The 25588-nt window shown below is 27.1% G+C and carries 18 protein-coding genes; 16 read left to right on the top strand and 2 right to left on the bottom strand.

The features are described 5' to 3' along the window. The first annotated feature begins 27 nt into the window (after positions 1 to 27). The 13 genes from AC4FQV_RS07480 (at position 28) to AC4FQV_RS07420 (ending at position 17220) form a co-directional block, all read left to right on the top strand. Positions 28 to 831 (top strand): PTS mannose/fructose/sorbose transporter subunit IIC, encoded by an 804-nt coding sequence (locus AC4FQV_RS07480; protein ID WP_491138048.1) that lies wholly within the window; start codon positions 28 to 30, stop codon positions 829 to 831. A gap of 18 nt (positions 832 to 849) precedes the next feature. Beyond that, positions 850 to 1761 (top strand): PTS system mannose/fructose/sorbose family transporter subunit IID, encoded by a 912-nt coding sequence (locus AC4FQV_RS07475; RefSeq protein WP_491138049.1) that lies wholly within the window; start codon positions 850 to 852, stop codon positions 1759 to 1761. Positions 1762 to 1877: 116 nt separating this feature from the next. Further along, positions 1878 to 2255, top strand: a complete 378-nt coding sequence (locus AC4FQV_RS07470; RefSeq protein WP_491138051.1) for a DUF956 family protein — start codon at positions 1878 to 1880, stop codon at positions 2253 to 2255. Between the two features lie 209 nt (positions 2256 to 2464). Further along, complete coding sequence (locus AC4FQV_RS07465; RefSeq protein WP_491165232.1) at positions 2465 to 2812, top strand: hypothetical protein; 348 nt, start codon at positions 2465 to 2467, stop codon at positions 2810 to 2812. Positions 2813 to 2998: 186 nt separating this feature from the next. Then, the gene (locus tag AC4FQV_RS07460) at positions 2999 to 3922 is read left to right on the top strand and encodes a polysaccharide deacetylase family protein (RefSeq protein WP_491138053.1); all 924 of its coding nucleotides are present in this window, start codon (positions 2999 to 3001) and stop codon (positions 3920 to 3922) included. A gap of 187 nt (positions 3923 to 4109) precedes the next feature. Beyond that, on the top strand, positions 4110 to 5051 hold the full coding sequence (locus tag AC4FQV_RS07455) for a hypothetical protein (protein ID WP_491165231.1): 942 nt from the start codon (positions 4110 to 4112) through the stop codon (positions 5049 to 5051). A 176-nt stretch (positions 5052 to 5227) separates the two neighbouring features. Further along, entirely contained in the window at positions 5228 to 7642 is a 2415-nt protein-coding gene (locus AC4FQV_RS07450) for a glycoside hydrolase family 2 protein (RefSeq protein WP_491165230.1), read from the top strand. Positions 7643 to 7990: 348 nt separating this feature from the next. After that, positions 7991 to 9811, top strand: coding sequence for an ABC transporter ATP-binding protein (locus AC4FQV_RS07445; RefSeq protein ID WP_491138057.1), 1821 nt, complete (start codon positions 7991 to 7993; stop codon positions 9809 to 9811). Beyond that, complete coding sequence (locus AC4FQV_RS07440; RefSeq protein WP_491165229.1) at positions 9801 to 11591, top strand: ABC transporter ATP-binding protein; 1791 nt, start codon at positions 9801 to 9803, stop codon at positions 11589 to 11591. Before AC4FQV_RS07445 ends, AC4FQV_RS07440 begins: the two co-directional genes overlap by 11 nt. Before the next feature lie 182 nt (positions 11592 to 11773). Further along, the gene (locus tag AC4FQV_RS07435) at positions 11774 to 13090 is read left to right on the top strand and encodes an MATE family efflux transporter (RefSeq protein ID WP_491165228.1); all 1317 of its coding nucleotides are present in this window, start codon (positions 11774 to 11776) and stop codon (positions 13088 to 13090) included. A 247-nt stretch (positions 13091 to 13337) separates the two neighbouring features. Next, positions 13338 to 13832, top strand: coding sequence for a hypothetical protein (locus AC4FQV_RS07430; protein WP_491165227.1), 495 nt, complete (start codon positions 13338 to 13340; stop codon positions 13830 to 13832). A gap of 131 nt (positions 13833 to 13963) precedes the next feature. Then, positions 13964 to 15532: a clostripain gene (cloSI, locus tag AC4FQV_RS07425; protein ID WP_491138061.1), complete on the top strand. Its 1569-nt coding sequence runs from the start codon at positions 13964 to 13966 to the stop codon at positions 15530 to 15532. A gap of 152 nt (positions 15533 to 15684) precedes the next feature. Then, the gene (locus AC4FQV_RS07420; RefSeq protein WP_491165226.1) at positions 15685 to 17220 is read left to right on the top strand and encodes a glycoside hydrolase family 31 protein; all 1536 of its coding nucleotides are present in this window, start codon (positions 15685 to 15687) and stop codon (positions 17218 to 17220) included. Positions 17221 to 17317: 97 nt separating this feature from the next. On the opposite strand, the gene AC4FQV_RS07415 is transcribed toward AC4FQV_RS07420, so the two are convergent. Further along, positions 17318 to 17620, bottom strand: a complete 303-nt coding sequence (locus AC4FQV_RS07415; protein WP_491138072.1) for a Dabb family protein — start codon at positions 17618 to 17620, stop codon at positions 17318 to 17320. A 318-nt stretch (positions 17621 to 17938) separates the two neighbouring features. Beyond that, positions 17939 to 19426: a phytoene desaturase family protein gene (locus AC4FQV_RS07410; RefSeq protein ID WP_491165225.1), complete on the bottom strand. Its 1488-nt coding sequence runs from the start codon at positions 19424 to 19426 to the stop codon at positions 17939 to 17941. A 358-nt stretch (positions 19427 to 19784) separates the two neighbouring features. Between AC4FQV_RS07410 and AC4FQV_RS07405 the strand changes: the two genes are divergently transcribed. From AC4FQV_RS07405 to AC4FQV_RS07395, 3 genes are all read left to right on the top strand, one after another. Then, a complete protein-coding gene (locus tag AC4FQV_RS07405; RefSeq protein WP_491165224.1) occupies positions 19785 to 22853 on the top strand; it encodes an alpha-mannosidase in 3069 nt (1022 codons plus the stop codon). A 291-nt stretch (positions 22854 to 23144) separates the two neighbouring features. After that, positions 23145 to 24320: an iron-containing alcohol dehydrogenase gene (locus AC4FQV_RS07400; protein ID WP_491165223.1), complete on the top strand. Its 1176-nt coding sequence runs from the start codon at positions 23145 to 23147 to the stop codon at positions 24318 to 24320. Between the two features lie 111 nt (positions 24321 to 24431). Continuing rightward, positions 24432 to 25568, top strand: a complete 1137-nt coding sequence (locus tag AC4FQV_RS07395; RefSeq protein WP_491165222.1) for a glycerate kinase — start codon at positions 24432 to 24434, stop codon at positions 25566 to 25568. The last annotated feature ends 20 nt before the right edge of the window (positions 25569 to 25588 follow it).

Raw genomic sequence — 25588 nt, 5'->3', positions numbered from 1 at the left:
ATTTTAAAGAAAAGGAGGATTAATACAGTGGATTTAAATATAATTCAAATAATATTAGTTATTATTATTGCGTTTTTAGCTGGTATGGGAGGAATCCTAGACGAATTCCAATTCCATCAACCATTAGTTGCTTGTACTTTAATTGGTTTAGTTACAGGTAATTTAATACCTTGTTTAATCCTAGGCGGTAGTCTTCAAATGATCGCTTTAGGTTGGGCAAATATAGGTGCTGCCGTAGCACCAGATGCAGCGTTAGCATCAGTTGCAGCTGCAATTATCTTAGTTCTTAGTGGTGAAGGCCAAGCGGGAATATCTTCAGCTATAGCTATCGCTATTCCACTAGCTGTTGCAGGATTATTATTAACAATAATCTGTCGTACAATAGCTACAGCGTTTGTACACTTTATGGATTCTGCTGCTAAAGAAGGTAACATAAGAAAAGTTGAAATGTGGCATGTAATCGCTATTATCATGCAAGGTGTGCGTATAGCATTACCAGCAGCTTTAATCTTATTAATAGGTGCAGGTCCAATAAGTTCTTTACTAGCTGCTATGCCAGCATGGTTAACTGACGGTTTAGCTGTTGGTGGTGGTATGGTTGTTGCTGTTGGATACGCTATGGTAATCAACATGATGGCAACAAAAGAAGTATGGCCATTCTTCGCAATCGGTTTTGTATTAGCAACTATTCCTCAACTTACACTTATAGGATTAGGTGCAATTGGTGTTGCTTTAGCCTTTATTTACCTAGCACTAAGCAAAAAAGGTGGATCAGGTAATGGTGGATCAAACATAGGAGATCCAGTTGGCGATATTATCGATAAATACTAAGAAGGGAGAGATGACGAAATGGAAAAAAATTTAAAATTAACTAAAAGAGATCGTCTTTCTATTTGGTGGCGTTCAACTTTCATTCAAGGATCTTGGAACTATGAAAGAATGCAAAATGGTGGTTGGGCATTCGCATTAATTCCTGCAATTAAAAAGTTATACAAAACTAAAGAAGAAAGATCAGCGGCTTTAACACGTCACTTAGAATTCTTTAATACTCACCCATATGTAGCTTCACCTATCATCGGTGTAACATTAGCTTTAGAAGAAGATCGTGCAAATGGAGCACAAGTTGATGATGTAACTATACAAGGGGTTAAGGTTGGTATGATGGGACCTTTAGCAGGTATAGGAGACCCTGTATTCTGGTTCACTGTAAGACCTATTTTAGGTGCTTTAGGAGCATCACTTGCTATGTCAGGTAATATTTTAGGACCTATTATATTCTTCTTAGGATGGAATATTATACGTATGGCATTTACTTGGTACACTCAAGAATTCGGCTACAAAGCTGGTTCTCGTATAACAGAAGATTTATCTGGAAACTTATTACAAGATATCACAAAAGGTGCATCTATACTTGGTATGTTCATCTTAGGGTCATTAGTTAATAGATGGGTATCTATTAAGTTCACCCCTGTAATTTCTACAGTACAACTAAGCCCAGGAGCGTACATAGATTGGACTACTATTACAGAAGGAGCACAAGGTATTAAGGAAGCATTAATACAACAATCTGCTGGACTATCTTTAACACCAGAAAAAGTTACTACATTACAAGGAAACTTAGACTCATTAATTCCTGGACTTGCAGGATTATTATTAACATTCCTTTGCATGTGGTTACTTAAGAAGAAAGTATCTCCAATTGTAATTATTCTTGCTTTATTCGTAATCGGTATTGTATTCCATGTAATAGGATTAATGTAATATTTTCTTTAGCCTAGGTTAGTATAATTTACTTAGCCTAGGCTTTTCTTAAAAATTTAAATTTAAATATTTTATTTTATAAAGTGAATTAAAATAGAAGAAAAGAGGTATATTTTATGGTTCAATCACTTAATACAAAAGTGGATTTGGTAGTTGATGCAACATCCTTTTTAGGACTTGCTGAATATGGTCAAATAATGGTTGGAGATAAAGGATTTGAATTTTACAATACTAATGATTATAGAAAATTTATTCAAATTCCCTGGGAAGAAGTAGATTATGTAATTGTATCTATAATGTTTAAGGGAAAATGGATTCCTCGTTATGCAATTCAAACTAAGAAAAATGGAACATATTCCTTTTCTTCTAAGGATCCAAAAAGAGTACTTCGTACTGTAAGAAATTATGTTGATGCAAATCGCATAGTTAGGTCTTTAAGTTTCTTTGATGTTTTAAAGAGACAATTAAAATCCTTATTTAAAAAGAAAAGATAAGATAAATAAGATTTATTAAGTTAGCAAAAATCTTTATGTTTTTGAAATTTTTAATGAATTTTGCTATTTTAAGCTTTTTATAGAGGTTTGATTGAAAAAATATAGAGGAGTATAATTAATTTTAAGGTACATAAAATAATAAATGTATTAAGTCTTTACTTATTGGATATAAATGTAATAATATATTTTTCATAAAGGGGGGATGGTTTATGTTTAAAGAAAAACTCAAAAAATTATTGAGTACTAAAGGTACTGTAGAATTAATTCTTTATGATGAAGATTTAAATTTATATACTATGACTTTATGTGATAAGTGCCAATGCGATATAATAAAAGAGTTAGGCATTAAGGGAAATGATATAAATACTTTAAAAAGCATAGTAAATTCCTTAGGATATGACCTTGTTTCATTAGATGATTATAATAAAAATTATATTTTTGATAGACATGGAAATAAAATGACATGTTGTTGTAAAGACAGCTCTTATAAAATAATTAAAGTTAATTTTGATAAAAATAATAATGATGATTATTACATGGCATGGTCAATCTTATAAAAGCTACTTAAAATAGTGGCTTTTTATTTTTGATAAATATATTTTAACATTTAATTATATTTATTAATAAAGTGCAAAATAAGTAAATTTTAAAGTCTTTGTTTCTATTTTGTATTTTATTTATATTATTATTTTTATATAATAAAAGATGTGCAAAAAAGGAAAGTTATACGGGGGATGAAAATTATGAAAAAAATACTTAAGTATACTCTTGTCTTTAGCGTATTAATATGCTTAGGTTCTTTTGTTGGATGTGATTCTATGCAAAAGAAACAAGTAGAAGCTACTGAGAGTACAGAGGATTCAAGCAAAGCTAACACTCAAGATGAACAAACTTCAGATAATCAAAAGGCAAAAGATGATTCAGAAATAAAATACTTAAAAGCAAAAGATGATCCAAATGCTGAGGATGCACAGGTTGTATCTGATTATACAAATGGACTTTTAAAAGGAACTCTTAAATATCCAGTTAGAAGTGATGGTAAAAAGATAGCTTATTTAACTTTTGATGACGGTCCATCAACAACTAATACTCCAGAGGTATTAAAAATTTTAAATGATTATGGAATAAAGGCTACTTTTTTTGTAACAGGAGACTCATTGAAAGCTGGAGAAAAAGCACAGGAGCTTTTAAAGCAAACTGTTAAGGAAGGACATGCTATAGGAAACCATTCATATAGCCATGACTATAAATATCTTTATCCTGATAGAAAAATGAATGTAGATAACATAATTTCTGATTTTGATAAAAATGAAAACTTAATGAAAGAAATTTTAGGTGAAGATTTTTCAACAAATGTTGTTAGATTTCCAGGAGGATACTGGTCTTGGCAAGATAGAACTCCTATGAAAGAGAGAATGGTACAAGACCATATAGCAAATATTGATTGGAATGCTTTAAATGGTGATGCTGAAGGTAAGAAAAAAAATGCTGATGAATTAGTTGCCTTTGCTCAAAAAAGTATAGATGACTTAGGACCAGATGCTGATAATGTAGTAATACTAATGCATGATACTTATGGAAAAGAAGAAACTGTAAAGGCACTTCCAAGAATAATAGATTATTTAAAAAGCAAGGGCTTTGAGTTTAAGAGTATTAAATCAAATTAAAATTTTAAGAACTACTATTTAATAATTTTAGATAGTAGTTTTTTATTTTTTATAAGAAAAAATATAAAAAGTATATTCTATGTATCTTACTTTTAAAATTGAAGATTATAAAAATGAAAGCTTATTTTAATGTTATTTAATAAAATACTTATAATATAAATCTTATTATTTTGGAGGTAAGAAAATAATGTTAAGAGATTTAAATGAAAAATTAAAAGAATGTAATAAAAAACTTGCCTTAAAAGAATTACTTAAAAAGAAAAAATATTCTTTAGAAAAAGAAATAGAATTAAAAGAAAAAGAATTAGAGAAATTTTATGAGAATTTAAATGAGGAACTATTGGATTTAAAAAATTTAAAAGGTAGTAGTTTTTCAAATTTTATTTTTAATATTTTTAATAGTCATGAGGAAAGAGTAAAAGCTTTAGAAAAGGAATGTATAAAGAGTAAATTGCATTATGATAATCTTAAGTTTATATTAAGTAAATTAAAGTCTAATTTAGAAAGTATAAATGAGGATTTAAAACCTTTAAAAAACATTGAAAATACCTATAAGAAACTTATTGAAAGCAAAAAAGATTTGCTAAAAAAATTTAATTTAAATATAAGAGAAGATATAATAACTTTAGAATTTAATATAAGAGATGAATATATTAAGAATAAAGAAGTTAAAGAAGCACTTATGGAAGCTAAAAATTCCTTTAATTTAAGTAAAGAGCTAATAAGAATTTTAAAAGAAGATAATGAATTTTCTTATAACTATATAGTTTCTAGAGGAGTATTAAGTAAGAGCTTAAATAAAGAGAAGTTAGAAGAGGCTAAATTTAATTTTGATAGGCTTTCTTATGAAATACTTGCATTAAAGAGAGAATTAGGAGATTTAGAAATAAACACTTTATTAAAAGGTAAGGAAATAAATTATATTTCAAATAATATTAATGTGATTTTTAATAATATTTTTGAAAAATCAAGCAATGAGGTAGAGTTTAAAGATTATTTATACATTATTGAGGAAATAAATTTAAACTTAGAAAATTTAATAAAAATTTTAGAGGAAGAAAAAAATAACAGAGATTTACAGTTAAATTTATTAAAAGATAAGCTTATGAATTTAGTTGAAAAAAATTAATCTAAAAATAAAAAACATCTTATAAACATTATAAGATGTTTTTTATTTTTAGAAATAGTTATAATTAAAGATTTTTACTTATTTATTAAAAGAAAGTTCATAATAAAAACTGTATAATTAATGTATGGTAATAATTAACTAAAATGTACTTTAGTTATAATTCTAAGGGGGATTTTATGAGAGATATAAGGCACATTAATAACAATTGGTTTTACAAAAATGAATATAAGGAATCTTATTTAAAAGATGATTTTGATTTTAGTAAATTTGAAGTAGTTGATTTACCACATAGTAATATAGAATTACCATACAATTATTTTGATGAAAAATTATATCAATTTATTTCTACTTATTTTAAAGTTTTAAATTTTGAAGAAGATATTAAAGGAAAAAAAGTTTTCTTAGATTTTGAAGGAGTTATGATAGCTAGTGAAGTGTATTTAAATGGGGCTTATGTTGGAGGACATAAAGGAGGATACACTAATTTCTCAATAGATATTACTAACTTTATAAAATTTAATGAGGATAATATATTAAAGGTTGTTGTGGACTCAAGAGAAAGAGAAGATATTCCTCCTCATGGTTATGTTGTTGATTATTTAACTTATGGTGGAATATATAGAGAGGTTTCTTTAAGAATAGTTGAACCTATTTTTATAAATAACATATATGCAAAGGCCTATGATTGTTTAAAAGAAGAAAAGATTCTAGAACTTGATATAGAATTAAGCAATTATAAGGATTTAAAAGAGAATTTAGAAATTTTAGTAGAGCTTGAAGATGGTACTTTAAAAGAAAGCAAAAAAGTAAATTTCTTAGTTGAAGAAGGCTTAACAAGTAAAAAAATAAAAATAGATAAATTAGATAAGATTATTTTATGGGACATAGAAAATCCTAAGCTTTATGAAATTAAAGTTAAATTATTAAAAGGTTCAGAGCTTATTGATGATTATAAGGATACCTTTGGCTTTAGAGAAGCAGAGTTTAAAGGTGATGGCTTTTATTTAAATGGTAGAAAAGTAAAGCTTATAGGATTAAATCGTCATCAATCTTACCCATATGTAGGATATGCTATGCCACAAAGGGTTCAAGAGAAAGATGCTGAAATTTTAAAATATGACTTAGGTCTTAATATAGTTAGAACATCTCACTACCCTCAATCAGTACATTTCTTAAGAAAATGTGATGAAATTGGCTTATTAGCTTTTGAAGAAATACCAGGATGGCAACATATAGGAGATGAAAAGTGGCAAGAAGAGTCCATAAAAAATGTAGAAGAGATGATAAAGAGAGATTTTAATAGACCTTCTATAATTTTATGGGGAGTTAGAATAAATGAATCTCAAGACTGTCATGAATTTTATTTGAAAACTAATGCTATGGCAAAGAAATTAGATAGTATTAGACAAACTGGTGGTGTAAGATACTTAGAAAATAGTGATTTTTTAGAAGATGTTTATACAATGAATGATTTTATTCATAGCGGAGGAGAAAAAGTATTAAGAACTCAAAGGGAGGTAACAGGACAGAATAAAAAAGTTCCTTATTTAGTAACTGAATATAATGGACATATGTATCCTACTAAAACTTTTGACCAAGAGTGCAAAAAAACAGAACATGCATATAGACACTTAAGAGTTATAAATGAATCCTTTGCTTTAGATGAAATAAGTGGTGCTATAGGATGGTGTGCTTTTGATTATAATACACATAGTTCCTTTGGTTCAGGAGATAAAATATGCTATCATGGAGTTTCTGATATGTTTAGAAATCCTAAGTATGCAGCATATTCTTATGCTAGTCAAAAGAATACTAAGGAAGGAATTGTGTTAGAACCTATGACTTTAGGTGCTAAAGGGGAGAGAGATGGAGGTTCGATACTTCCCTTTACAGTCCTTACAAATTGTGATTATATAAAAATATTTAAAGATGGAATATATATAGATACTTATTATCCTAATAAAGAGAAGTTTCCTAATTTACCTCATCCTCCAATTGAAGTTTCTCATATTTTATCTATGGATACAGATATAAATCTTTCTGAAGAAGAAAAAAATGAATTAAAAGATTTTGTTTTAGTTAAGTTAAAAGATTCAAACTTAACTAACTTATCAGAGGAGGATTTTAAGTATATAGAAGATTTTAGTGAAAAGGTTGGAATACCTGTATTTAAAATAATGTCTTTAGTTTATCAATTAGCAGGTGGTTGGGGAGATAAGGAAAACTCTTTAAAAATAAAGGGGTTTGTAAATAATAAGGAAGTTGCATCTAAGGACATTGGAGAACTTAGAAGTATGAAAAAATTATATGTTAAGCCTGATGATTTCGAACTTTCATTAAATAAAACAAGTTATGATGCTACTAGAATTGTAGTAAAACTTTTAGATAATTTAGGAGAAGTTCTTTTCTTAAATAATGATTTCATTGAAGTTTCTATTGAAGGTCCTTTAAGCATAATGGGACCTAGTAAGTTTGGAATATCTGGTGGGGCTGTGGCTTTTTGGGTTAGAACTAAAAATAAAGCAGGGCTTTGTAGAATAAAAGTTAAAAGTATGTATTTTGAGGAAGAAGTTTGTATAGAGGTTAAATAAATCTTATTTAGAACTAGTTTTTAGAGAAATAAAAAGGAGTTATATCAAAACTTAAATATAAAAATTATAATATTTTACTAAATTATTTTTAAGGTTAATTTTATAATTTTTATTTATAAGTTTAAATTGATATAACTTCTTTTTTAGTTTTGAAGGACACAAACAATTGTCGAAATTATAATTTTTAAGAATAAGAGAGTCCATATTTATTATTAGCTATATTAGTTGAAAATATTTAATAGAAGAAATTGTTATTAAATTTATGTTAACTATATATATATATATATACCTTTTTTGGTATTTTATGTATAATTAAATAGAAACTTTTCAATATAGGAGAATTAATTTATGGGGGAATTAAGAAAGAAAGGAACTCTCTTAAGAAACATTAAATATATTATGGGATATGCTTGGAGAGCAGATAAGTTTTTATTTTTTCAATGTAGTATTTATACAATTTTATTATCTATTTACCCTTTTATAGGAATTTTTTTGCCAAAGTTATTGATTGATGAACTTTTAGGAAAAAAAAGAATTGAAGTAATTATCTTAACTTTATTAGGGTTTTTTATATTATCTTCAATAGTAAATTACTCTATAGTTTACCTTAGATGTTTAGCAGAACCTAGAATTACAAAAATAAGATGTGATTATATAACAATGATAGGGGAAAAAGTCATGAAAATGGACTTTAAAAATACAGAGGACCCTGAAATTTTAAATAAGATAAAAAGTATTATGAATGCAATAAATAATAATACAGAAGGGGTAGAAGGAGTATATCAAAGAATATTTGAACTAATAGGAAGGTTAGTGGCATTTTTAGGTTATATCTCTATAATTTTATTTTTAAGTCCTTTAATTTTAATATTTTTAATAATAAATGTTTTAATAAGTTATTTTTTATCTATAAAAGTAAAAAGATATGAATATAGCCAAAGAGAAAAGGCAGCAGATAAGGATAGAAGAAGTTTTTATATTTTTGATACAATGTATGACTTTGCTTATGGTAAAGATATTAGAATATATAATTTAAAAAATATACTTATAGAAAAATTTAAGAAGTTTAGAGGGGAAAGAATAGAAATATCTAAGGATGTTCAAGATAAGCAGTCAAGGGTTAAAGAGATTGATATATTTCTTTTAATAATAAGAGAAGGAATTGTTTATGGATATTTAATATATAAGGTACTTTTTATGAAAATGACCATAGGTAATTTTACAATGTATTTTTCAGCTATAAATGGATTTGGAAATTGGATGAAGGAACTACTAGAGGATTTAGCTTTTATTAAATCTCAAAATATGTATTTAGATGACCTTATGGATTTTTTAAATATGCAAAGTGAAGGTGATAAAAATAATAAGGAAATTCCAAGGAAAGATACCTATGAAATAGAATTTAAAAATGTATCTTTTAAGTACCCAAAGGGAAATAAATATATATTTAAGAATCTTTCTTTAAAAATAAAAGAAGGAGAAAGACTTGCTATAGTTGGAGTTAATGGAGCAGGAAAGACAACTTTTGTTAAACTTTTATGTAGGTTATATGAGCCAAGTAGTGGTGAAATTTTATTAAATGGAATAGATATAAAAAATTTTTCTAGAGAAGAATACTATAAAATTATATCTGTAGTATTTCAAGATATTAAGACCTTTGCATTTACTATTTCAGAAAATATATCCTTAAAAAATTCTAAGGATACTAATAGAGAGAAGATTTTAAAGTGTATAGAAAAAGCTGGAATGTTAGAAAAAATTAATTCTCTTGAAAAGGGAATAGATACTTCACTTTTAAAAATTTTAGATGGAGAGGGTATTGAATTATCAGGAGGAGAAAATCAAAAGTTGGCTTTAGCTAGAGCTTTGTATAAAGAGGGAAAGATAGTTGTGTTAGATGAACCAACCTCAGCTTTAGATGCAGTAGCTGAATATAAAATATATAAAGGGTTTAATGATTTAATTGGTAAAAAAACAGCAATTTATATATCTCATAGACTTGCAAGTACAAAATTTTGTGATAAAATAGCTTTCTTTGAAAATGGAGAAATTGTAGAGTATGGAACTCATGAGGAACTTTTAAATAAGCAAGGAAAATATAATAAGATGTTTAATATACAAGCACAATATTATAAAGAAGAGGGGGAAGGATGTAATAATGAAAAATAAAGATAAATCTGCAAGTGATTTTTATATAATAAAACACTTTTTTAAATTAGCTAATGGTATATCAAAAACTTATATACCAATACTTTTTATATCTTCATTATTTTCAGCAGCAGTACCTTTTTTAAATATAATAATGTCAAAGTATATTATAGATGAACTTTTAGGAGAAAGAAGGATAAAAACACTTGTTATATTAGTAGTATTAACTGTTTTAGGAAATGGAATATTAAATTTAATAAATATTTTTTTAGAAAAGAAATGTAATTTAAAAAATGAAGAGGTAGTTGCTGGTTTTGACCTTCTTATAGGAAAAAAGGCTATGGATTTAGATTTTGAAAATATTGAGGACCCAGAAATTTTAAATTTAAAGGAAAGAGCAATATTTCCTATAAGAAATCAAGGAGCTCTTTGGCAACTTACAAGTAATATATCTAAGGGATTAACAGAAATTATTAAAGTTATAGGGTTAATTGGCCTTATTTCAACTTTAGATTTAGCAATTATACTTGTTATAATTTTCATAGTTATTTTAAATTCCTTTATATATAAAAAGTCTGAAAAAGCAAAGCATAAATTTTTTGATTCCTTAATTCCTTTAAATAGAGAATTTATATATTATCTTAATGTAATAAATGATTTTTCTTCTGGAAAAGATATAAGACTTTATAATATGGCTCCTTTATTTGTTAAAAAGTTAGATGATTTTAATATAAATAGTACAAAGGCTTTTATAAAAAGTTTTAAAAAGGTAGGAAATTATGAAGGAATTAATGAAATATCTTTACAAATTCAAATGCTAGTAGTTTATGGATATATATCTTATAAAGTTTTAGTAAATAGCATAGGAATTGGAGATTTTACAATGTATACAACAGCAGCTATAAATTTTAGTACCTCTATATCTAATCTTTTTAGAAATTATGTAATGATAAGACAAATGTGTAGATACCTTAAACCTTTTATAGAATTTGAAAGTATAGAACCTAAAAATACAAAGGGAGATAAAAAAATAGATAATATAGAAGAAATTAATATTGAATTTAAAAATGTATCTTTTAAATACCCAAGAAGTAAGAATTTTACTTTAAAGAATATTTCTATAAAGATAAATCAAGGGGAGAAACTATCTGTAGTTGGATTAAATGGTGCAGGAAAAACAACTTTTATAAAACTTTTAGCAAGGCTTTATGAACCAACTGAGGGAGAAATTTTGTTAAATGGAATTAATATAAATAAATATGATTATAATGAGTATATGAAGCTCTTATCAGTAGTTTTTCAAGATTTCAAGTTATTAGCCTTTTCTATTAAGGAGAATATAGCCTTAAATGATATTGATAAAGTTAGTGATTATCAAATAGAAGAAGTATTAAGAAAAAGTGGTTTTTTTGAGGATTTAAAGAGATTAGAAAAAGGAATAAATACTCCTGTATATAAAAATTTTGATGAAGGAGGAACTGAGTTTTCAGGAGGACAGGCACAGAAATTAGCTATGGCAAGGGCTTTATATAAAGATGGAAAAATAGTTATTTTAGATGAACCAACTGCAGCATTAGACCCAAAATCTGAATATGAAATATATAGCAAGTTTAATGAGCTTATAGGTAATAAGACAACAATATATATTTCTCATAGATTATCTAGTTGTAAGTTTTGTGATAAAATAGCTGTTTTTAAAGAAGGAAGACTTATACAATATGGAACCCATGAAAATCTTATAAAAGATAGAGGAAAAGAGTATGAAATAATGTATAGTGCTCAAGCTAAATATTATTTTTAGTATTAAAATATAAAAACAAGCTTAAAGTTTAGCTTGTTTTTTATTTTATTTAATATGAAAAACAAAGGACTTATTAATTAATTTCATTAATTGACTTAATAATAAATTTTGTGATATTTTAAGAAAAAGTTAATAATAATTGAACAGATTATTTAAAAAAAGGGGGAAGAAAAAATATAAGAATGCAAAAAGTAGATTTAACAAAGGGTAAAGTTTTAAAAGTTTTAATATCATTAGCAATTCCTATTATGGGAAGTTCATTTCTTCAGTTTGCTTATGGAATTATAGATATGTTTTGGGTAGGAGGACTTGGAAGTAGTGCTATAGCTAGTATTGGGTCCTCAAGTTTTTTTATAGGTCTTGGATACTCTATAAATGCATTAGTAGTTACAGGAACTGGTATTAAAGTTTCTCATGAGGTAGGAAGAAAAAATGAACTAGAAACAGAGGAATATATAAAGACAGGTCTTATAATGAATCTTTTTATAGGTATAATATATTCCTTAATATTAGTGTTTTTTGGAAAAGCATTTATAGGATTCTTAAATTTAAAGGATTTAATAGTGGAGAGAGACTCGTATATATATTTACTTGTAAGTGCACCAGTATTATTTTTTAGCTTTTTTAATTATCTTTTTACTAGAATATTAGCTAGTTTTGGAAATAACAAATTAGCTTTAAAAATTAGTGCTACAGGTATTGTTTTAAATATTTTATTAGACCCATTATTTATATATATATTTAAACTTGGTGTTTTTGGAGCAGCTATTGCAACCTTGATTTCTAATTTGCTTATGTTTTTAATGTATATACATTATTTAAAAGATATATGTAAAATAAACTTTAAGAGGAAATTAAATTATGAAAAAGTTAAAGAGATAGCTAGATTAGGTTTTCCAATGGCATCTCAAAGAGTGCTTTTTACCTTAGTAAACATTATTTTAGCTAGGATTATAGCAAGTTTTGGAGCAGATGCTATAGCAGCTCAAAAAATAGGACTTCAGATAGAATCTGTAAGTTTTATGATAATTGGAGGATTAAATGGTGCTATAGCAGGTTTTACAGGGCAAAATTATGGAGCTAAGAAATTAAAAAGAATAAATGAAGGATATAATAAAGCTTTGATTTTAGGAGGAGTTTATTCTTTAATAATATCAGCCTTATTTATATTTATTCCAGGTATATTAGTTGGATTATTTGTTAAGGATAGAGCTACAATAATAATTGGAAGTGGTTATTTAAAGGTACTTGGTTTTGTTCAAATATTTAGTACCATTGAGATGATATCAAATGGTGTTTTTTCAGGATTAGGACTTCCTAAAATACCTTCTTATATAAGTATTATATTTACATTATTTAGAATTCCTATGGCTTTATTTTTAGTTAAGTTTTTAGGGGTAAAGGGAGTATGGGTTAGTATTGCAATATCTAATATATTAAAAGGTACTATTTCATTTACTATATATAGGTTACGAATATATAGAAATTACGTTTTATAAAAAATTACTGTATTAGAATAAAAAATTAATATTATTCTAATACATTTTTTTTGTTTTTAATAAAATTTAAGCTTTTTTATTTAGAAATTAAAGTTAACAAATTTATAAAAAGGAAACTAATATATGAATTTTATTATTAAAATTTGTATAATGATTAAATTTTTATATGGAATTATTATAATTTATTGACAAAAAATTGATATATATTAATATAAAAATGTGAAATAGGTTTAGGAGGGATATAGTAATGAAAAAAAATAAAATAATAGCATTAGGGTGTGCTTTAACTTTATCTTTAGGATTAATTGGATGTGGAAATACAGCTACTAATGAAAGTAGTGAGGAAAATGTTTCTGTATCAAAAGATGAATCAAAGGGGAAAAAAGAGGAAAAGAACGAAGCACCTATAAATATTGACGATATAAAATTAGATATTACTCTTAAGGAGCCAGATTCAACTGGAACAGTATATGTAGAGGCAACTTTAACTAATAACTCAAAATTACCAATAAAATATTGTGAAGTTACAATTTTAAATAAGGATGTTAATAAAAAAAGTTATTTAACTTTTACAGATACAATAATGCCAGGGGAAACAAGTGCTAAAACAGAGGCCTTTGGACCAAGTACTGGAAATATTGATCATGTTGAAATTTTAAAATACGAAATGACTCTTGTTGGAGAAGATGGAGATGATATTTTCTTAGAGTATGATACTAAATTAAAACAGTATGAATGGTAAGAAATAGCTTAATAATTTTATCCAGTTATGTATGAATTTTGACCAGTTAAGCAAATTCTATTGAAAAATCCTAATGTTAATTTAATATTAAATTATTGTTAATAAAATATTAAATTAAATGGGGGATTCATATGTTTAAGAAAAAATTAGCCTTACTTATGGCTACTATTACAATGGGAAGCTTAATTTTTACTAAAACTTTAAATGTAAATGCAGCTCCAAGACATAAACAAAAAACAGTATCTGAAAAAATTAAAGATGTTGAAAAAACTGAAGGTGATAAAAAGTTAACTGTTATGGTTTATGCCGATTGTGACAATAATTTAGAAGAATATATACTTAATGATATTGAAGAAATGAAAGAGGGATATAAAAATAATCCTAATTTAAATATTATAGTATTAGTTGATAGAATACCAGGATATTCTAATGATTCAAAGATATTAGGCTCTAACTTTGAAGATACAAGACTTTATAAAATAGGTGAAAATTCTGCTGAGAGAATTAGTGGAGAAAAGGAGTTTCCTGAAATAACAACTACAAGCAATTATGAAGCTAATATGGGAGATGCAAATACTTTAAAAAAATTTATTAATTTCTGTAAAAAAAATTATGAAGCTGATAAGTATATGCTAATAATGTCTAATCATGGTGGTGGTGCTAAGGATGAGAATGACAAAGCTAGTACTATAAATAAGGCAATTTGTTGGGATGATAGTAATGATAAGGATTGTCTTTATACTGGAGAAATTTCAGATGTATTAAGTAAGGAAGAATCTGTTGATGTCTTAGTATTTGATGCATGTTTAATGGGAAATTCAGAGGTAGCTTATCAATATAGACCTAACAACGGAAGTTTTGAAGCTAAAACCCTTGTAGCATCAGCACCAGTTGTTTGGGGATTTGGTTATCCTTATGATAAAATATTTTCAAGATTAAAATCCACAAAGGGTGATAATGGGGAAGTTGATTCTACTTTAGGAGGAAAAGAGAAGATATATGACCCTTCTACAGTAACTAACAATGAGCTTGGTGCTTTATTTGTAGAGGAGCAAAGAGATTCAGTAAATAGTTATGGTGCAAGTAGTCAACAATTAAGTTGCTATGACCTTACAAAAATAGAAAAAGTTAAAAAATCAGTTGATGCTTTAGCAAGAAATTTAAGTAAAAATAATAAGAAAGAGGCTATTGAAAAATTAAGAGGTACAGGTAAAAATGTAGAAACTATGCATTATTTCAAGGAAAGAGATCAGTATGAATGGATTGAATATCCATACTTTGACTTATATGATTTATGTGAAAAAATTAGTTTAAGTGATGATTTTAATGATACTACTAAAAAATTATCAAAAAATGTTATGAAAAATGTAGACCAATTAATTTTATATTCCTTTGCAGGTAAAGATTTTAAAGGCTTTAAAGAAGGAAAAAATGGTATAAGTATTTTTCTTCCTGATGGTAATAGATATTACTATGACCAATATTCAGGCCAATCAATACCTCATTGGTATATTCAAAGATGGTATAGTCCTTTAGATACAAATGCTTATAATTTAGGAACTGGATACGGAAAATTAGCTTGGTGTAAAGATGGCTTAAATCCTAAAATAAATAAAGTTGGTAACTGGTTTGAACTTTTAGATTCTTGGTTTGATAGAGATAATACATCCTTTGGTGGATATAATAGATATAGATATTAAATAGAAATTTTTAATTATTTAAAACCCTACTTAAAATTTAAGTAGGGTTTTATCAAAGCTTTTATATAATTATTTAAAATATAATTATTGATAAATTTTACAAATTATGTTTTTATAAAGATATAACTTAATAGTATTGAGAGGGATTTTATATGGGAAATTTAAAAAGTTATATTTTTAAAATGATAGAAAATGAGTATTGGTATGGACCTGTTGTTAATGATGGAGCTAAGTATCCATTAAACAGTAGTTCAAACTATGAAGTTAACATAGAGATAAATAAAAGTCCAAATCAAGTAAATACAATATTATTTTCTAATAAGGGAAGATATATATGGTGTGATGCAGGATTTAATTTGAAAATTAATAATGGAATAATTGAAATTTCTTGTAAGAGTTCTATTCCTAAAATGTATAGTGCTGGAGAAACCTTAAGAGATGCTTTTTTAGATGCATCAAAAAAATTTTTTAAGTCAAAGGGAAAGGTACCACCTAAGATTTTCTTTACTAAACCACAGTATAACACATGGATTGAACTTTTATATGACCAAAGAGAAGAAAAAATCTTAGAGTATGCAAAGTCTATAATAAAAAATGGTATGCCTAGTGGAATAATAATGATTGATGATGGGTGGAGTGATTACTATGGAAAATGGAGATTTAATGGTGAAAAGTTTAAAAGTCCTAAAAGGATGATAGATAAGCTTCATGAATTAGGCTTTAAGGTAATGCTATGGACATGCCCCTTTATAACTCCTGATACACAAGAGTTTAGATATTTAAGAGATAAGGGATATTTAGTAAAAAATAAAGAGGGTTCTGTTTCTATAAAGGAATGGTGGAATGGTTATTCAGCAGTTTTAGATTTAACAAATCCTGAAGCTGTTAAGTGGTATTTAAATCAAAATAATTTTTTGATTGAAGAATACGGTATTGATGGATTTAAATTTGATGCTGGAGATGCTTGTTTTTATAGTAATGATGATATAACTTATAAAAAAATAGATCCAAACACTCAAAGTAAGTTATGGGCAAGGCTAGGAGAAAATTATAGATATAATGAATTTAGAGCTTGTTTTCAATGTGCAGGACTTCCCCTAGTTCAAAGATTAGCAGATAAAAATCATAGTTGGGAATTAAATGGGGTTTCTTCTCTTATACCTAATCAACTATTACAAGGGCTTTTAGGATATTCATATACTTGTCCAGATATGATTGGAGGAGGAGAGTATCTTAACTTTTTAGAAAATAGTTCAAATTTAGATGAGGAATTATTTGTAAGATATGCACAATGTGCAACCTTTATGCCTATGATGCAATTTTCCGCAGCACCTTGGAGAGTTTTAAGTGAGGAAAATTTTGAAATTTGTAAAAATTCTGCTTTAGAACATTTAAAATATTCAGAGTATATTTATGAGTTAGCAAAAAAATCAAGTGTTAACTGTGAACCTATTGTAAGATATATGGAATATGAATTTCCAAATGAGGGCTTTGAAAGTATTAAAGACCAATTTATGTTAGGAGAAAAATATATGATAGCTCCTAATATAAAAAAAGGAGACAGAAAAAGAAAGGTTATTTTCCCAAGAGGGAAGTGGAAGTATAAAGAAGAATTAATTTTAGGACCAAAGGAAATAGATATGAATTCACCTTTAGATGAAATACTTATTTTTGAAAAAATAAAATAAGATTAAAACTTTAATTTATAAAATATTACTTAAAGCTATTTAAATAGCTTTAAGTAATATTTTTTATTAGAATTTATTTATATACTTTTATAATTTTTTAAATCTCATAATCTACAACTACTCTTGAAGAAGCTACACTTTTAATAAAAGAAGCTATTTTAAGGTGATTAGGATTTTCTTGGTAAGAATTTAATTTTTCTAGAGATTCAAAGGTTGAATATAAAACTACATCATAAGCTTGACTAGATTTATTTATATCTATTCCAACCTCAAGAGAAATAGGTTCACTTATTATAGATTTTAGTTTTTCTAAATCTTCCTTTATTTTTTTAGCATTTAAATCCTTATCAAAGCCTTCAGATTTATCTTTTAATTTCCACATTACTATATGTTTTATCATAAAATCATGCACCCCTTTAAATTATATTTATAGCTTTATTATATACTACTAAAACTTATATAAATATATTTAAATTATTTATTTTAAGTAGAACTTTGTTTAAAATTAGCTGAAAATTTTATTTTTAAAACTAGAATATAAAGATTGAAAAAAGGAAAAACTAAAAAAAGCATATAAAATTATGTATTTAAGAAGGATTAAACCTATTTTATAGAAATAACTTCTTCCGCACATTTTAGCACATTACAAAATTAATCCTTTTTAAATAAATTAAGACTAAGAAAAAAATAAAAACGTTCTTAGTCTTATTTTTATAAGCTATTTATCAAGTTTTAATATTCTATTAGCTTCACTAATACCACCTGATATAGTTCCTTCATATCCACCACCAGGACTTACCCATGCACCAACTAAGCTTAAATTTTCAATTGATGTTTTACTTTGAATTCTATATTTCCCTGCTTGTTTTACTGTCTGTGCATAACCATATACAGCCCCCTTAGGGTTATTAGTATATCTTTCCATGGTTTTAGGTGTTCCAAGTTCTGTTAAAACTATATGATTCTTTATTCCAGGATAATATTTTTCTACTCTAGCTATAATTTTTTCTGTAACAATTTCCTTTTGTTTTTTATAGTCAGATATATTATTCTTAGTCCAATTATCATAATTATCCATATAAGTTATTGTTAAAACGCCCTTGCTTTTTTCATTAAAGCTTTCATCCATTCCGTTATAGTTTGTAAGAAGAAAACTTGCATTTTCATAATCACTTTTTAATGAGATTTCATAATTATGTTCATGACTTCCTTCTCCAAGAATGAAAACTTCATCTTTAGGTATATTTAGTTTACAAGGAGAACAATCTAAGCCTATATAAAGTTGAGTAAGAGTACAACCTATTTCATTAGTAAATATTTTTTTTCTTTCCTTTTCACTTAAAGCATTTTCAGGAAGCATATTATATGTACTTATAGGATTTATATCTGAAACTATTCTTTTTGCTTTAAATATTTCTCCATTTTTTAATTCAATTCCATATGCTTGTCCATTATTATAGAGAATCTTACTTACTTCACTTTTAAGTTTTACCTCTCCATTATTTTCTTTTATAACATCAACGAAGGCATTAGATAGTTCTTGAGCGCCGCCCTTTATATAATATTTTCCATACTTATGATAAGAAATCCAAGGTATGAAAAAGTAAAGTGCACTTAACTTTTTAGGAGGTAAGCCATAATACATCCATAAAGTTGTAAATAATTTTATTAGTTTTTCATCTTTAACATATTTACTTATAACTTCATAGGTGCTTTTACTTGACCAACTTATAAATAAAGCTACATGTTTATTAAGTTTATTAAATAATCCAGAGTCTTTTTCTAGTATAAATTTTTGAAAACCAATTTCAAAACTATCTATAGCATTAAAAAGATTTTTTATTCCTTTTTCTTCTGAAGGAAATTTATTAATTAGAAGGTTTAGATATCCATCTTTATTATTAGGTATGTATATTATTTCTCCATCTAAATAAATACAATAGGCATCTTCATTTTTTAAAGGAGTTATTTTATCAAGTATTCCACAACCTTTAAAAATATATCTTAAGGTACCTTTTTCATCTAATCCACCTATTCCATGGAGAGAAACATCAAAATTATATCCTTTTCTTTTAAAATTTGTTGCATATCCACCAGGTATAAAATGTTTTTCAAATACACAAACCTTATAACCAGACTTTGACAATCTACTACCTAAGCTTAAACCACCAAGTCCACTTCCAATTACAATAACATCATAATCCATAAAACATCACCTTCTTTTATAAGTATTGCTATTATTTACATATAATTATAATATATTTTTTTATATTTAAAAGATAAAAGAATAGTATTAAAAAGAATAATTTACTTTAACCATTAATTTATATAAAAATATGTTTATATAAAACATAAGTGTATTTTTATTAAAAGGAATAGATAAATATTAAAAATATAGACTATAAAACTAATATTTATCCACTTTACACTTACTTGCTTATAATATATCTTTAAAATAGAGAAAATTCTTGAAGAAAAATAGAATAAACCTTTTAATTTAAAATATCAGTTAGATGTTTTAAAGCTTTATTTTTAATTTTTAAAGTTTATACAGGGGTGAGAATATGTTATTTCATATGAATGAACGTAAGAATATTGTAAACGGTTTGTGCGAGAAGTTAGAAAAAGCAATATATAAGGTAGTTGCACCTTTAGAAATAGATATGTACATAACTAAGGAACCAGTAAGTTATGAGGATAGATTATCTGGAGAGTATAAAAAAGGCCTTATAGGACAATCTTGGGGAGAGCTTTGGGATTGTGCTTGGTTTAATTTTAAGGGCGAAGTGCCTAAAGATTGTCTTGGAGAAAAAATTGTACTTTTAATAGATGTAAGTGGAGAGGCTTTTGTAGTAGATAAAGAAGGTAATCCAATTAGAGGTCTTACAACTTTAAATTCAGAATTTGATTTAAGCTTAGGAATGCCAGGTAAAAGAGAAGTTCCAGTTATTGATAATTCTGAAGGAGGAGAAAAGATAGATATATGGGCAGATTGTGCATGTAATGATTTGTTTGGAAAGTATAGAGATAAGGGCATTATAAAAGAAGCATATATTGCAACTTGCAATGAAGAAGTAAAGGGGCTTTATTATGATGTGGAAGTTTTATGTGAACTTATGAATCAGTTACCAGAAGATAGTGCAAGGTATTATACAATTTTAAATGCCCTTTATGATGCCTCAAAGGTCTTAAGTATAAAAACAGGAATGAGTGGATGTGATTTCTTAAAGGATGGAGTTGTTACACAACAGGAGGTTACAATACTTAAGGAGGAAGAAGTTAAAAAAGCTAGAGAAATATTAAAAAAAGAGTTAGACAAAAGGGGAGGAGATCCATCTCTTTCAATTTCAGCTATAGGACATGCTCATATAGATTTAGCATGGTTATGGCCTATAAGAGAAACTATAAGAAAAGGTGCTAGAACATATTCAACTGTTTTAGCAAATATGGAAAAATATCCTGACTATATTTTTGGAGCAAGTCAACCACAACTTTATAAGTGGATGAAAGATTATTATCCAGATTTATATAAAAGGATTAAGGAAAAAGTAGAAGAAGGAAGATGGGAAGCACAAGGAGGTATGTGGGTTGAGCCAGATACTAATGTTCCATCTGGAGAATCTTTAGTAAGACAATTATTATATGGTAAAAGATACTTTAGAGAAGAATTTAATAAGGAAATGGATACTCTATGGCTTCCAGATGTTTTTGGGTATTCAGCATCACTTCCACAAATACTTAATAAAAGTGGTATAGATTATTTTATGACTATTAAATTATCATGGAATAATCATAATCAATTTCCACACCATACGTTCCTTTGGGAAGGAATAGATGGAAGTAGAGTATTATCACATATGCCACCTGAAGGTACTTATAATAGTTCAGCTGCACCAAGGGCTATTGCTAAATCAGAAAAAGCCTTTTTAGATAAAGGTTTATCTGATGAATGTTTAATGTTATTTGGAATTGGTGATGGAGGTGGAGGTCCAGGAGAAGAACATTTAGAAAGATTAAAAAGAGAAAAAAATATAAATGGAATAGCTCCTGTGAAGCAAGAACTTTCAACAGATTTCTTTAAAAGAATAGAAAAAGATATAGATAAGTATAGTGTATGGAGTGGTGAGCTATATTTAGAAAAACATCAAGGAACTTATACGACTCATGGTAAAAATAAAAAGTATAATAGAAAAATGGAAATCGCTCTTAAAAACTTAGAGTTAGCAGCAATGCAAGCTAAGGTTTTAGGAAAAGGAGAATATCCAAAGGAAGAAATAGAAAATATCTGGAAAGAAGTTCTTTTATATCAATTCCATGATATTTTACCAGGTTCATCTATAGGGAGAGTTTATGATGAGTCTGTTGAGGCCTATGAAAAGATGCTTTTAAAAGTTAATGAAATGACTGAAAAGTTATATAGAGATATTATAGAGAATAAAGAGAGCAAAGAAGAAGGGGTTATTTTAATAAACTCATTATCATGGAGTAGGGAGCAATGGATTAAGCTTTATGATTTATGGACAAAGGTTAAATTAAATCCTTTAAGTGGAGAGATTATTAAAAAAGATTATATTAAGACTAATTTAGATTTTTCAAAGATTAAAGCTTCAAATAATATCTTAGAAAATGAATTAATTAAGGTTCAATTTAATGAAGATGGAACAATTTTAAGAGTTTTTGATAAAGATTTAAATAAAGAAGTCTTAAAAGATGAAAAGGGAAATGAGCTTAGAGTTTATGAGGATAATGGAGATGCTTGGGACTTTTCAGGGGTTTATGGAGATAGACCATCTGAAAGCTTTAGATTAGTAAAATCAGAAGTTAAAATAGATGGACCAAAAGCAATAATGAATCAAGAGTATGAATATGGGGATTCTACTTTAGTTCAAGAAATAAGTATTTTACAAGGAAGTAAGCGAATTGACTTTAATACAAAGGTTAATTGGAATGAAAATGGTAAAATGCTTAGAACATCTTTTAATACCAATGTATATACAAGAGAGGCTGATTGTGAAATACAGTTTGGTACAATAAAAAGACCTACTCATGAAAATACTTCATGGGATATGGCAAAGGGAGAAATATGTGCTCAAAGATGGGTTGATTTATCACAGAGAGATTACGGAGTTGCTTTAATAAATGATTCTAAATATGGACACAATATTTTAGGAAGCAAGATAGATTTAAATCTTTTAAGAAGCCCAGGGTATCCAGACCCAGAGGCAGATAGAGGAGAGCATGAATTTACTTATTGTCTATTTCCACATAAGGGAGATTATGTTTTAGGAAATGTTGTTCATGAAGCTCATGAGGTTAATTCTAAAATTCAAGTTATCTATAGTGAAAACTTAGGAGATAATTTAATTTGTAAGGATATGATTTCAGTCGATTGTGAAAATGTAATAATAGACACAATAAAAAAAGCTGAAGATAGTGATGATATGATAGTCAGACTATATGAGTGTCATGGACAAGATGCAAGGTCTAAAGTAAATATAAATATTCCATATAAAAAAGTGGAATTAGTTAACTTAATTGAGGATGAAATAAAGGGATATGACTTTGAAAAAGAAGAAAGAACTCTTATATTTAAGCCTTTTGAAATTCATACTTTGAAAGTAGTATTAAAATAATAAAGTTATAAAAATAAAATTTATATAAGTTTTATTTTTAAAATAAATTATGTTTAGGTAATATTTTAAAGTGAGTGGGGGAATTTAATTATTTATAATATTGCTTAAATAGTGTAATAAGCAATTAATTTTGCTAAGGGGGAAATTAGTTATATAAGAAAAGGCAACCTTTAAGGGAAGGTTGCCTTTTTTGGTTTTAAAAATTTTAAGCTTTTACTTAAATTTAAAAGTGATATATAATATTGTAAACGTAATTAATTTAAATTATATGGAAAAGAAAGGGTGAATTAAATGAATAATTTTACTTTTTATAATCCTACAAAAATTAACTTTGGTAGGGGAGTTGAATGTAAGGTTGGAGAAGAAATTAAAAGCTTAGGAGCTAGTAAGGTACTTTTTCATTATGGTGGAGGAAGTATTAGAAAAAGTGGGTTATATGATAAAATTTTAGATTCTTTAAATAAGGCAGGATTACATGTAATAGAACTTGGAGGGGTTAAACCAAATCCTAGATTAAGCTTAGTAAAAAAGGGAATAGAACTTTGTAAAAATAGCAAGGTTGATTTTATACTTGCAGTAGGTGGAGGAAGTGTAATTGATTCAGCTAAGGCTATAGCAATTGGAGTTCCTTATTCTGGTGATGTTTGGGATTTCTTTACTAAAGATATTAAAATAGAAAAAGCTCTTCCAATAGGTACAGTTTTAACTATACCAGCGGCGGGAAGTGAATCAAGCTCTGGAACTGTTATTACTAATGAAGAAGGTTGGTATAAAAGATCAACAGGTTCGCCACTTTTATATCCTAAATTTTCAATGTTAAATCCTGAATTATGTTTTACTTTGCCTAAGAAGCAAATATCAGCTGGAAGTGCTGATATTTTAGCACATTTAATGGAAAGATATTTTACAAATACAAAAAATGTTGAACTTATTGATAGATTGATTGAAGGAACAATGAAAACTGTAATAAACAATGTTCCAAAGGTTTTAGAAAATAGAGAGGATTATAATAGTTTTGCAGAGGTAATGTGGTCTGGTACTATAGCACATAACAATCTTTTAAGTACAGGAAGAGAGACAGACTGGGCATCTCATGATATAGAGCATGAATTAAGTGGGATATATGATGTTACTCATGGGGAAGGATTAGCAGTTATTTTTCCTGCGTGGATGAAGTTTGTTTATAAGCATGATTTAGATAGATTCAATCAATTTGCAACTAGAGTTTTTGAAGTGAAAATTGAAGGGAAAAATAAGGAAAAAATTGCTTTAGAGGGAATAAATAAGCTAGAGAAATTTTTTAAATCAATAAATCTTCCTATAACTTTAGAGGAGCTTGGAATTGGAGAAGAAAGATTAGAAGAAATGGCTAAAAAATGCACAGATAATGATACTCATACCGTAGGAAAATTTATGAAATTAAATTCTAAGGATATTTTAGAAATATATAAAATAGCATTAAAATAAGTTAATCATAAAAGTAAATAATTATTAAGAAAAAAGGTAATGAAATTTTATAAAATTTCATTACCTTTTAATTAAGTTCAATAAATTAAAATATTTAAAGGAGAAATAGGAATGAAATTTGTATTAGCACCAGATTCTTTTAAGGAAAGTATGACTTCAATAGAAGCTTGCAATGCTATGGAAAGAGGAATTAAAAAGGTTATTAAAGAGGCAGAGTGCATAAAGGTTCCAATGGCCGATGGAGGAGAAGGAACTGTGGAAGCTTTAGTTTATGCTACCTCTGGGAAAGTTGAAAAGGCTGTAGTTACTGGTCCTTTAGGAGATAAGGTTGAAGCTTTTTATGGTATTTTAGGAAATAAAACTACTGCTGTTATAGAGATGGCTAGTGCTTCTGGTATTCAGCTTATAAAAAAAGAAAAAAGAAATCCTTCAATAACAACAACCTTTGGTACAGGAGAACTTATAAAAATTATTCTAGATAGGGGAATAAAACATATAGTTATTGGAATAGGAGGGAGTGCTACAAATGATGGTGGAAGTGGAATGCTTCAGGCTTTAGGTGCAAAAATTTTAGATAATAATAAAAATCAAATAGGATTTGGAGGGAGAGAATTAAAAAATATAAGAAGTATTGATTTAAGTTCTTTAGATAAGAGAATAAAAGATGTAAAGATTGAAGTGGCCTGTGATGTTAATAATCCTTTAATTGGAGAGAAAGGAGCATCAAAAATATTTGCACCACAGAAAGGGGCAGATAGTTTAATGGTTAGTGAATTAGAAAATAACTTATGTTATTATTCATCTATAATAAAGAGAGATTTAGGAAAAGATATAGCCTATATAGAAGGAGCAGGAGCAGCAGGAGGGTTAGGTGCCGCTTTAATTTTAATAGGAGGAGAATTAAAAAAAGGAGTAGGTCTTGTTATAGAGCATACTGAATTAGATAAAAAAATAAAAGGTGCAGATTTCCTTTTTACTGGAGAGGGAAGTATAGATAATCAAACTATATTTGGTAAAACACCAAGTGGGGTTTCAATTTTAGCTAAAGAAAATAAAGTTCCTGTAATTGCTTTTTCAGGAAAAGTTGGAGTAGGGTATGAGTCTCTTTATAAAATAGGAATAGATAGCATATTTAGTATAGTAAATGGAGCTTTATCTTTAGAAGAAGCTTTAAAAAGAGGAGTTGAAAATTTAGAAATAACCACAGAAAACGTAGTTAGACTTTTAAAATTAAAATCTAGAATTTAGCCGTTTGAAATTAAAATTAG

Source organism: Clostridium sp. TJA038, assembly GCF_058310255.1.
This window is presented reverse-complemented; position numbering and strand designations above follow the sequence as displayed.

Bases quoted from the DNA above. Each gene is read 5' to 3' on its own strand.
- AC4FQV_RS07420 (WP_491165226.1), top strand. From the start codon at position 15,685: ATGGGAAATTTAAAAAGTTATATTTTTAAAATGATAGAAAATGAGTAT.
- AC4FQV_RS07460 (WP_491138053.1), top strand. From the start codon at position 2,999: ATGAAAAAAATACTTAAGTATACTCTTGTCTTTAGCGTATTAATATGC.
- AC4FQV_RS07465 (WP_491165232.1), top strand. From the start codon at position 2,465: ATGTTTAAAGAAAAACTCAAAAAATTATTGAGTACTAAAGGTACTGTA.
- AC4FQV_RS07455 (WP_491165231.1), top strand. From the start codon at position 4,110: ATGTTAAGAGATTTAAATGAAAAATTAAAAGAATGTAATAAAAAACTT.
- AC4FQV_RS07445 (WP_491138057.1), top strand. From the start codon at position 7,991: ATGGGGGAATTAAGAAAGAAAGGAACTCTCTTAAGAAACATTAAATAT.
- AC4FQV_RS07430 (WP_491165227.1), top strand. From the start codon at position 13,338: ATGAAAAAAAATAAAATAATAGCATTAGGGTGTGCTTTAACTTTATCT.
- AC4FQV_RS07435 (WP_491165228.1), top strand. From the start codon at position 11,774: ATGCAAAAAGTAGATTTAACAAAGGGTAAAGTTTTAAAAGTTTTAATA.
- AC4FQV_RS07410 (WP_491165225.1), bottom strand. From the start codon at position 19,426: ATGGATTATGATGTTATTGTAATTGGAAGTGGACTTGGTGGTTTAAGC.
- AC4FQV_RS07400 (WP_491165223.1), top strand. From the start codon at position 23,145: ATGAATAATTTTACTTTTTATAATCCTACAAAAATTAACTTTGGTAGG.
- AC4FQV_RS07470 (WP_491138051.1), top strand. From the start codon at position 1,878: ATGGTTCAATCACTTAATACAAAAGTGGATTTGGTAGTTGATGCAACA.
- AC4FQV_RS07450 (WP_491165230.1), top strand. From the start codon at position 5,228: ATGAGAGATATAAGGCACATTAATAACAATTGGTTTTACAAAAATGAA.
- cloSI (WP_491138061.1), top strand. From the start codon at position 13,964: ATGTTTAAGAAAAAATTAGCCTTACTTATGGCTACTATTACAATGGGA.
- AC4FQV_RS07475 (WP_491138049.1), top strand. From the start codon at position 850: ATGGAAAAAAATTTAAAATTAACTAAAAGAGATCGTCTTTCTATTTGG.
- AC4FQV_RS07395 (WP_491165222.1), top strand. From the start codon at position 24,432: ATGAAATTTGTATTAGCACCAGATTCTTTTAAGGAAAGTATGACTTCA.
- AC4FQV_RS07415 (WP_491138072.1), bottom strand. From the start codon at position 17,620: ATGATAAAACATATAGTAATGTGGAAATTAAAAGATAAATCTGAAGGC.
- AC4FQV_RS07405 (WP_491165224.1), top strand. From the start codon at position 19,785: ATGTTATTTCATATGAATGAACGTAAGAATATTGTAAACGGTTTGTGC.
- AC4FQV_RS07440 (WP_491165229.1), top strand. From the start codon at position 9,801: ATGAAAAATAAAGATAAATCTGCAAGTGATTTTTATATAATAAAACAC.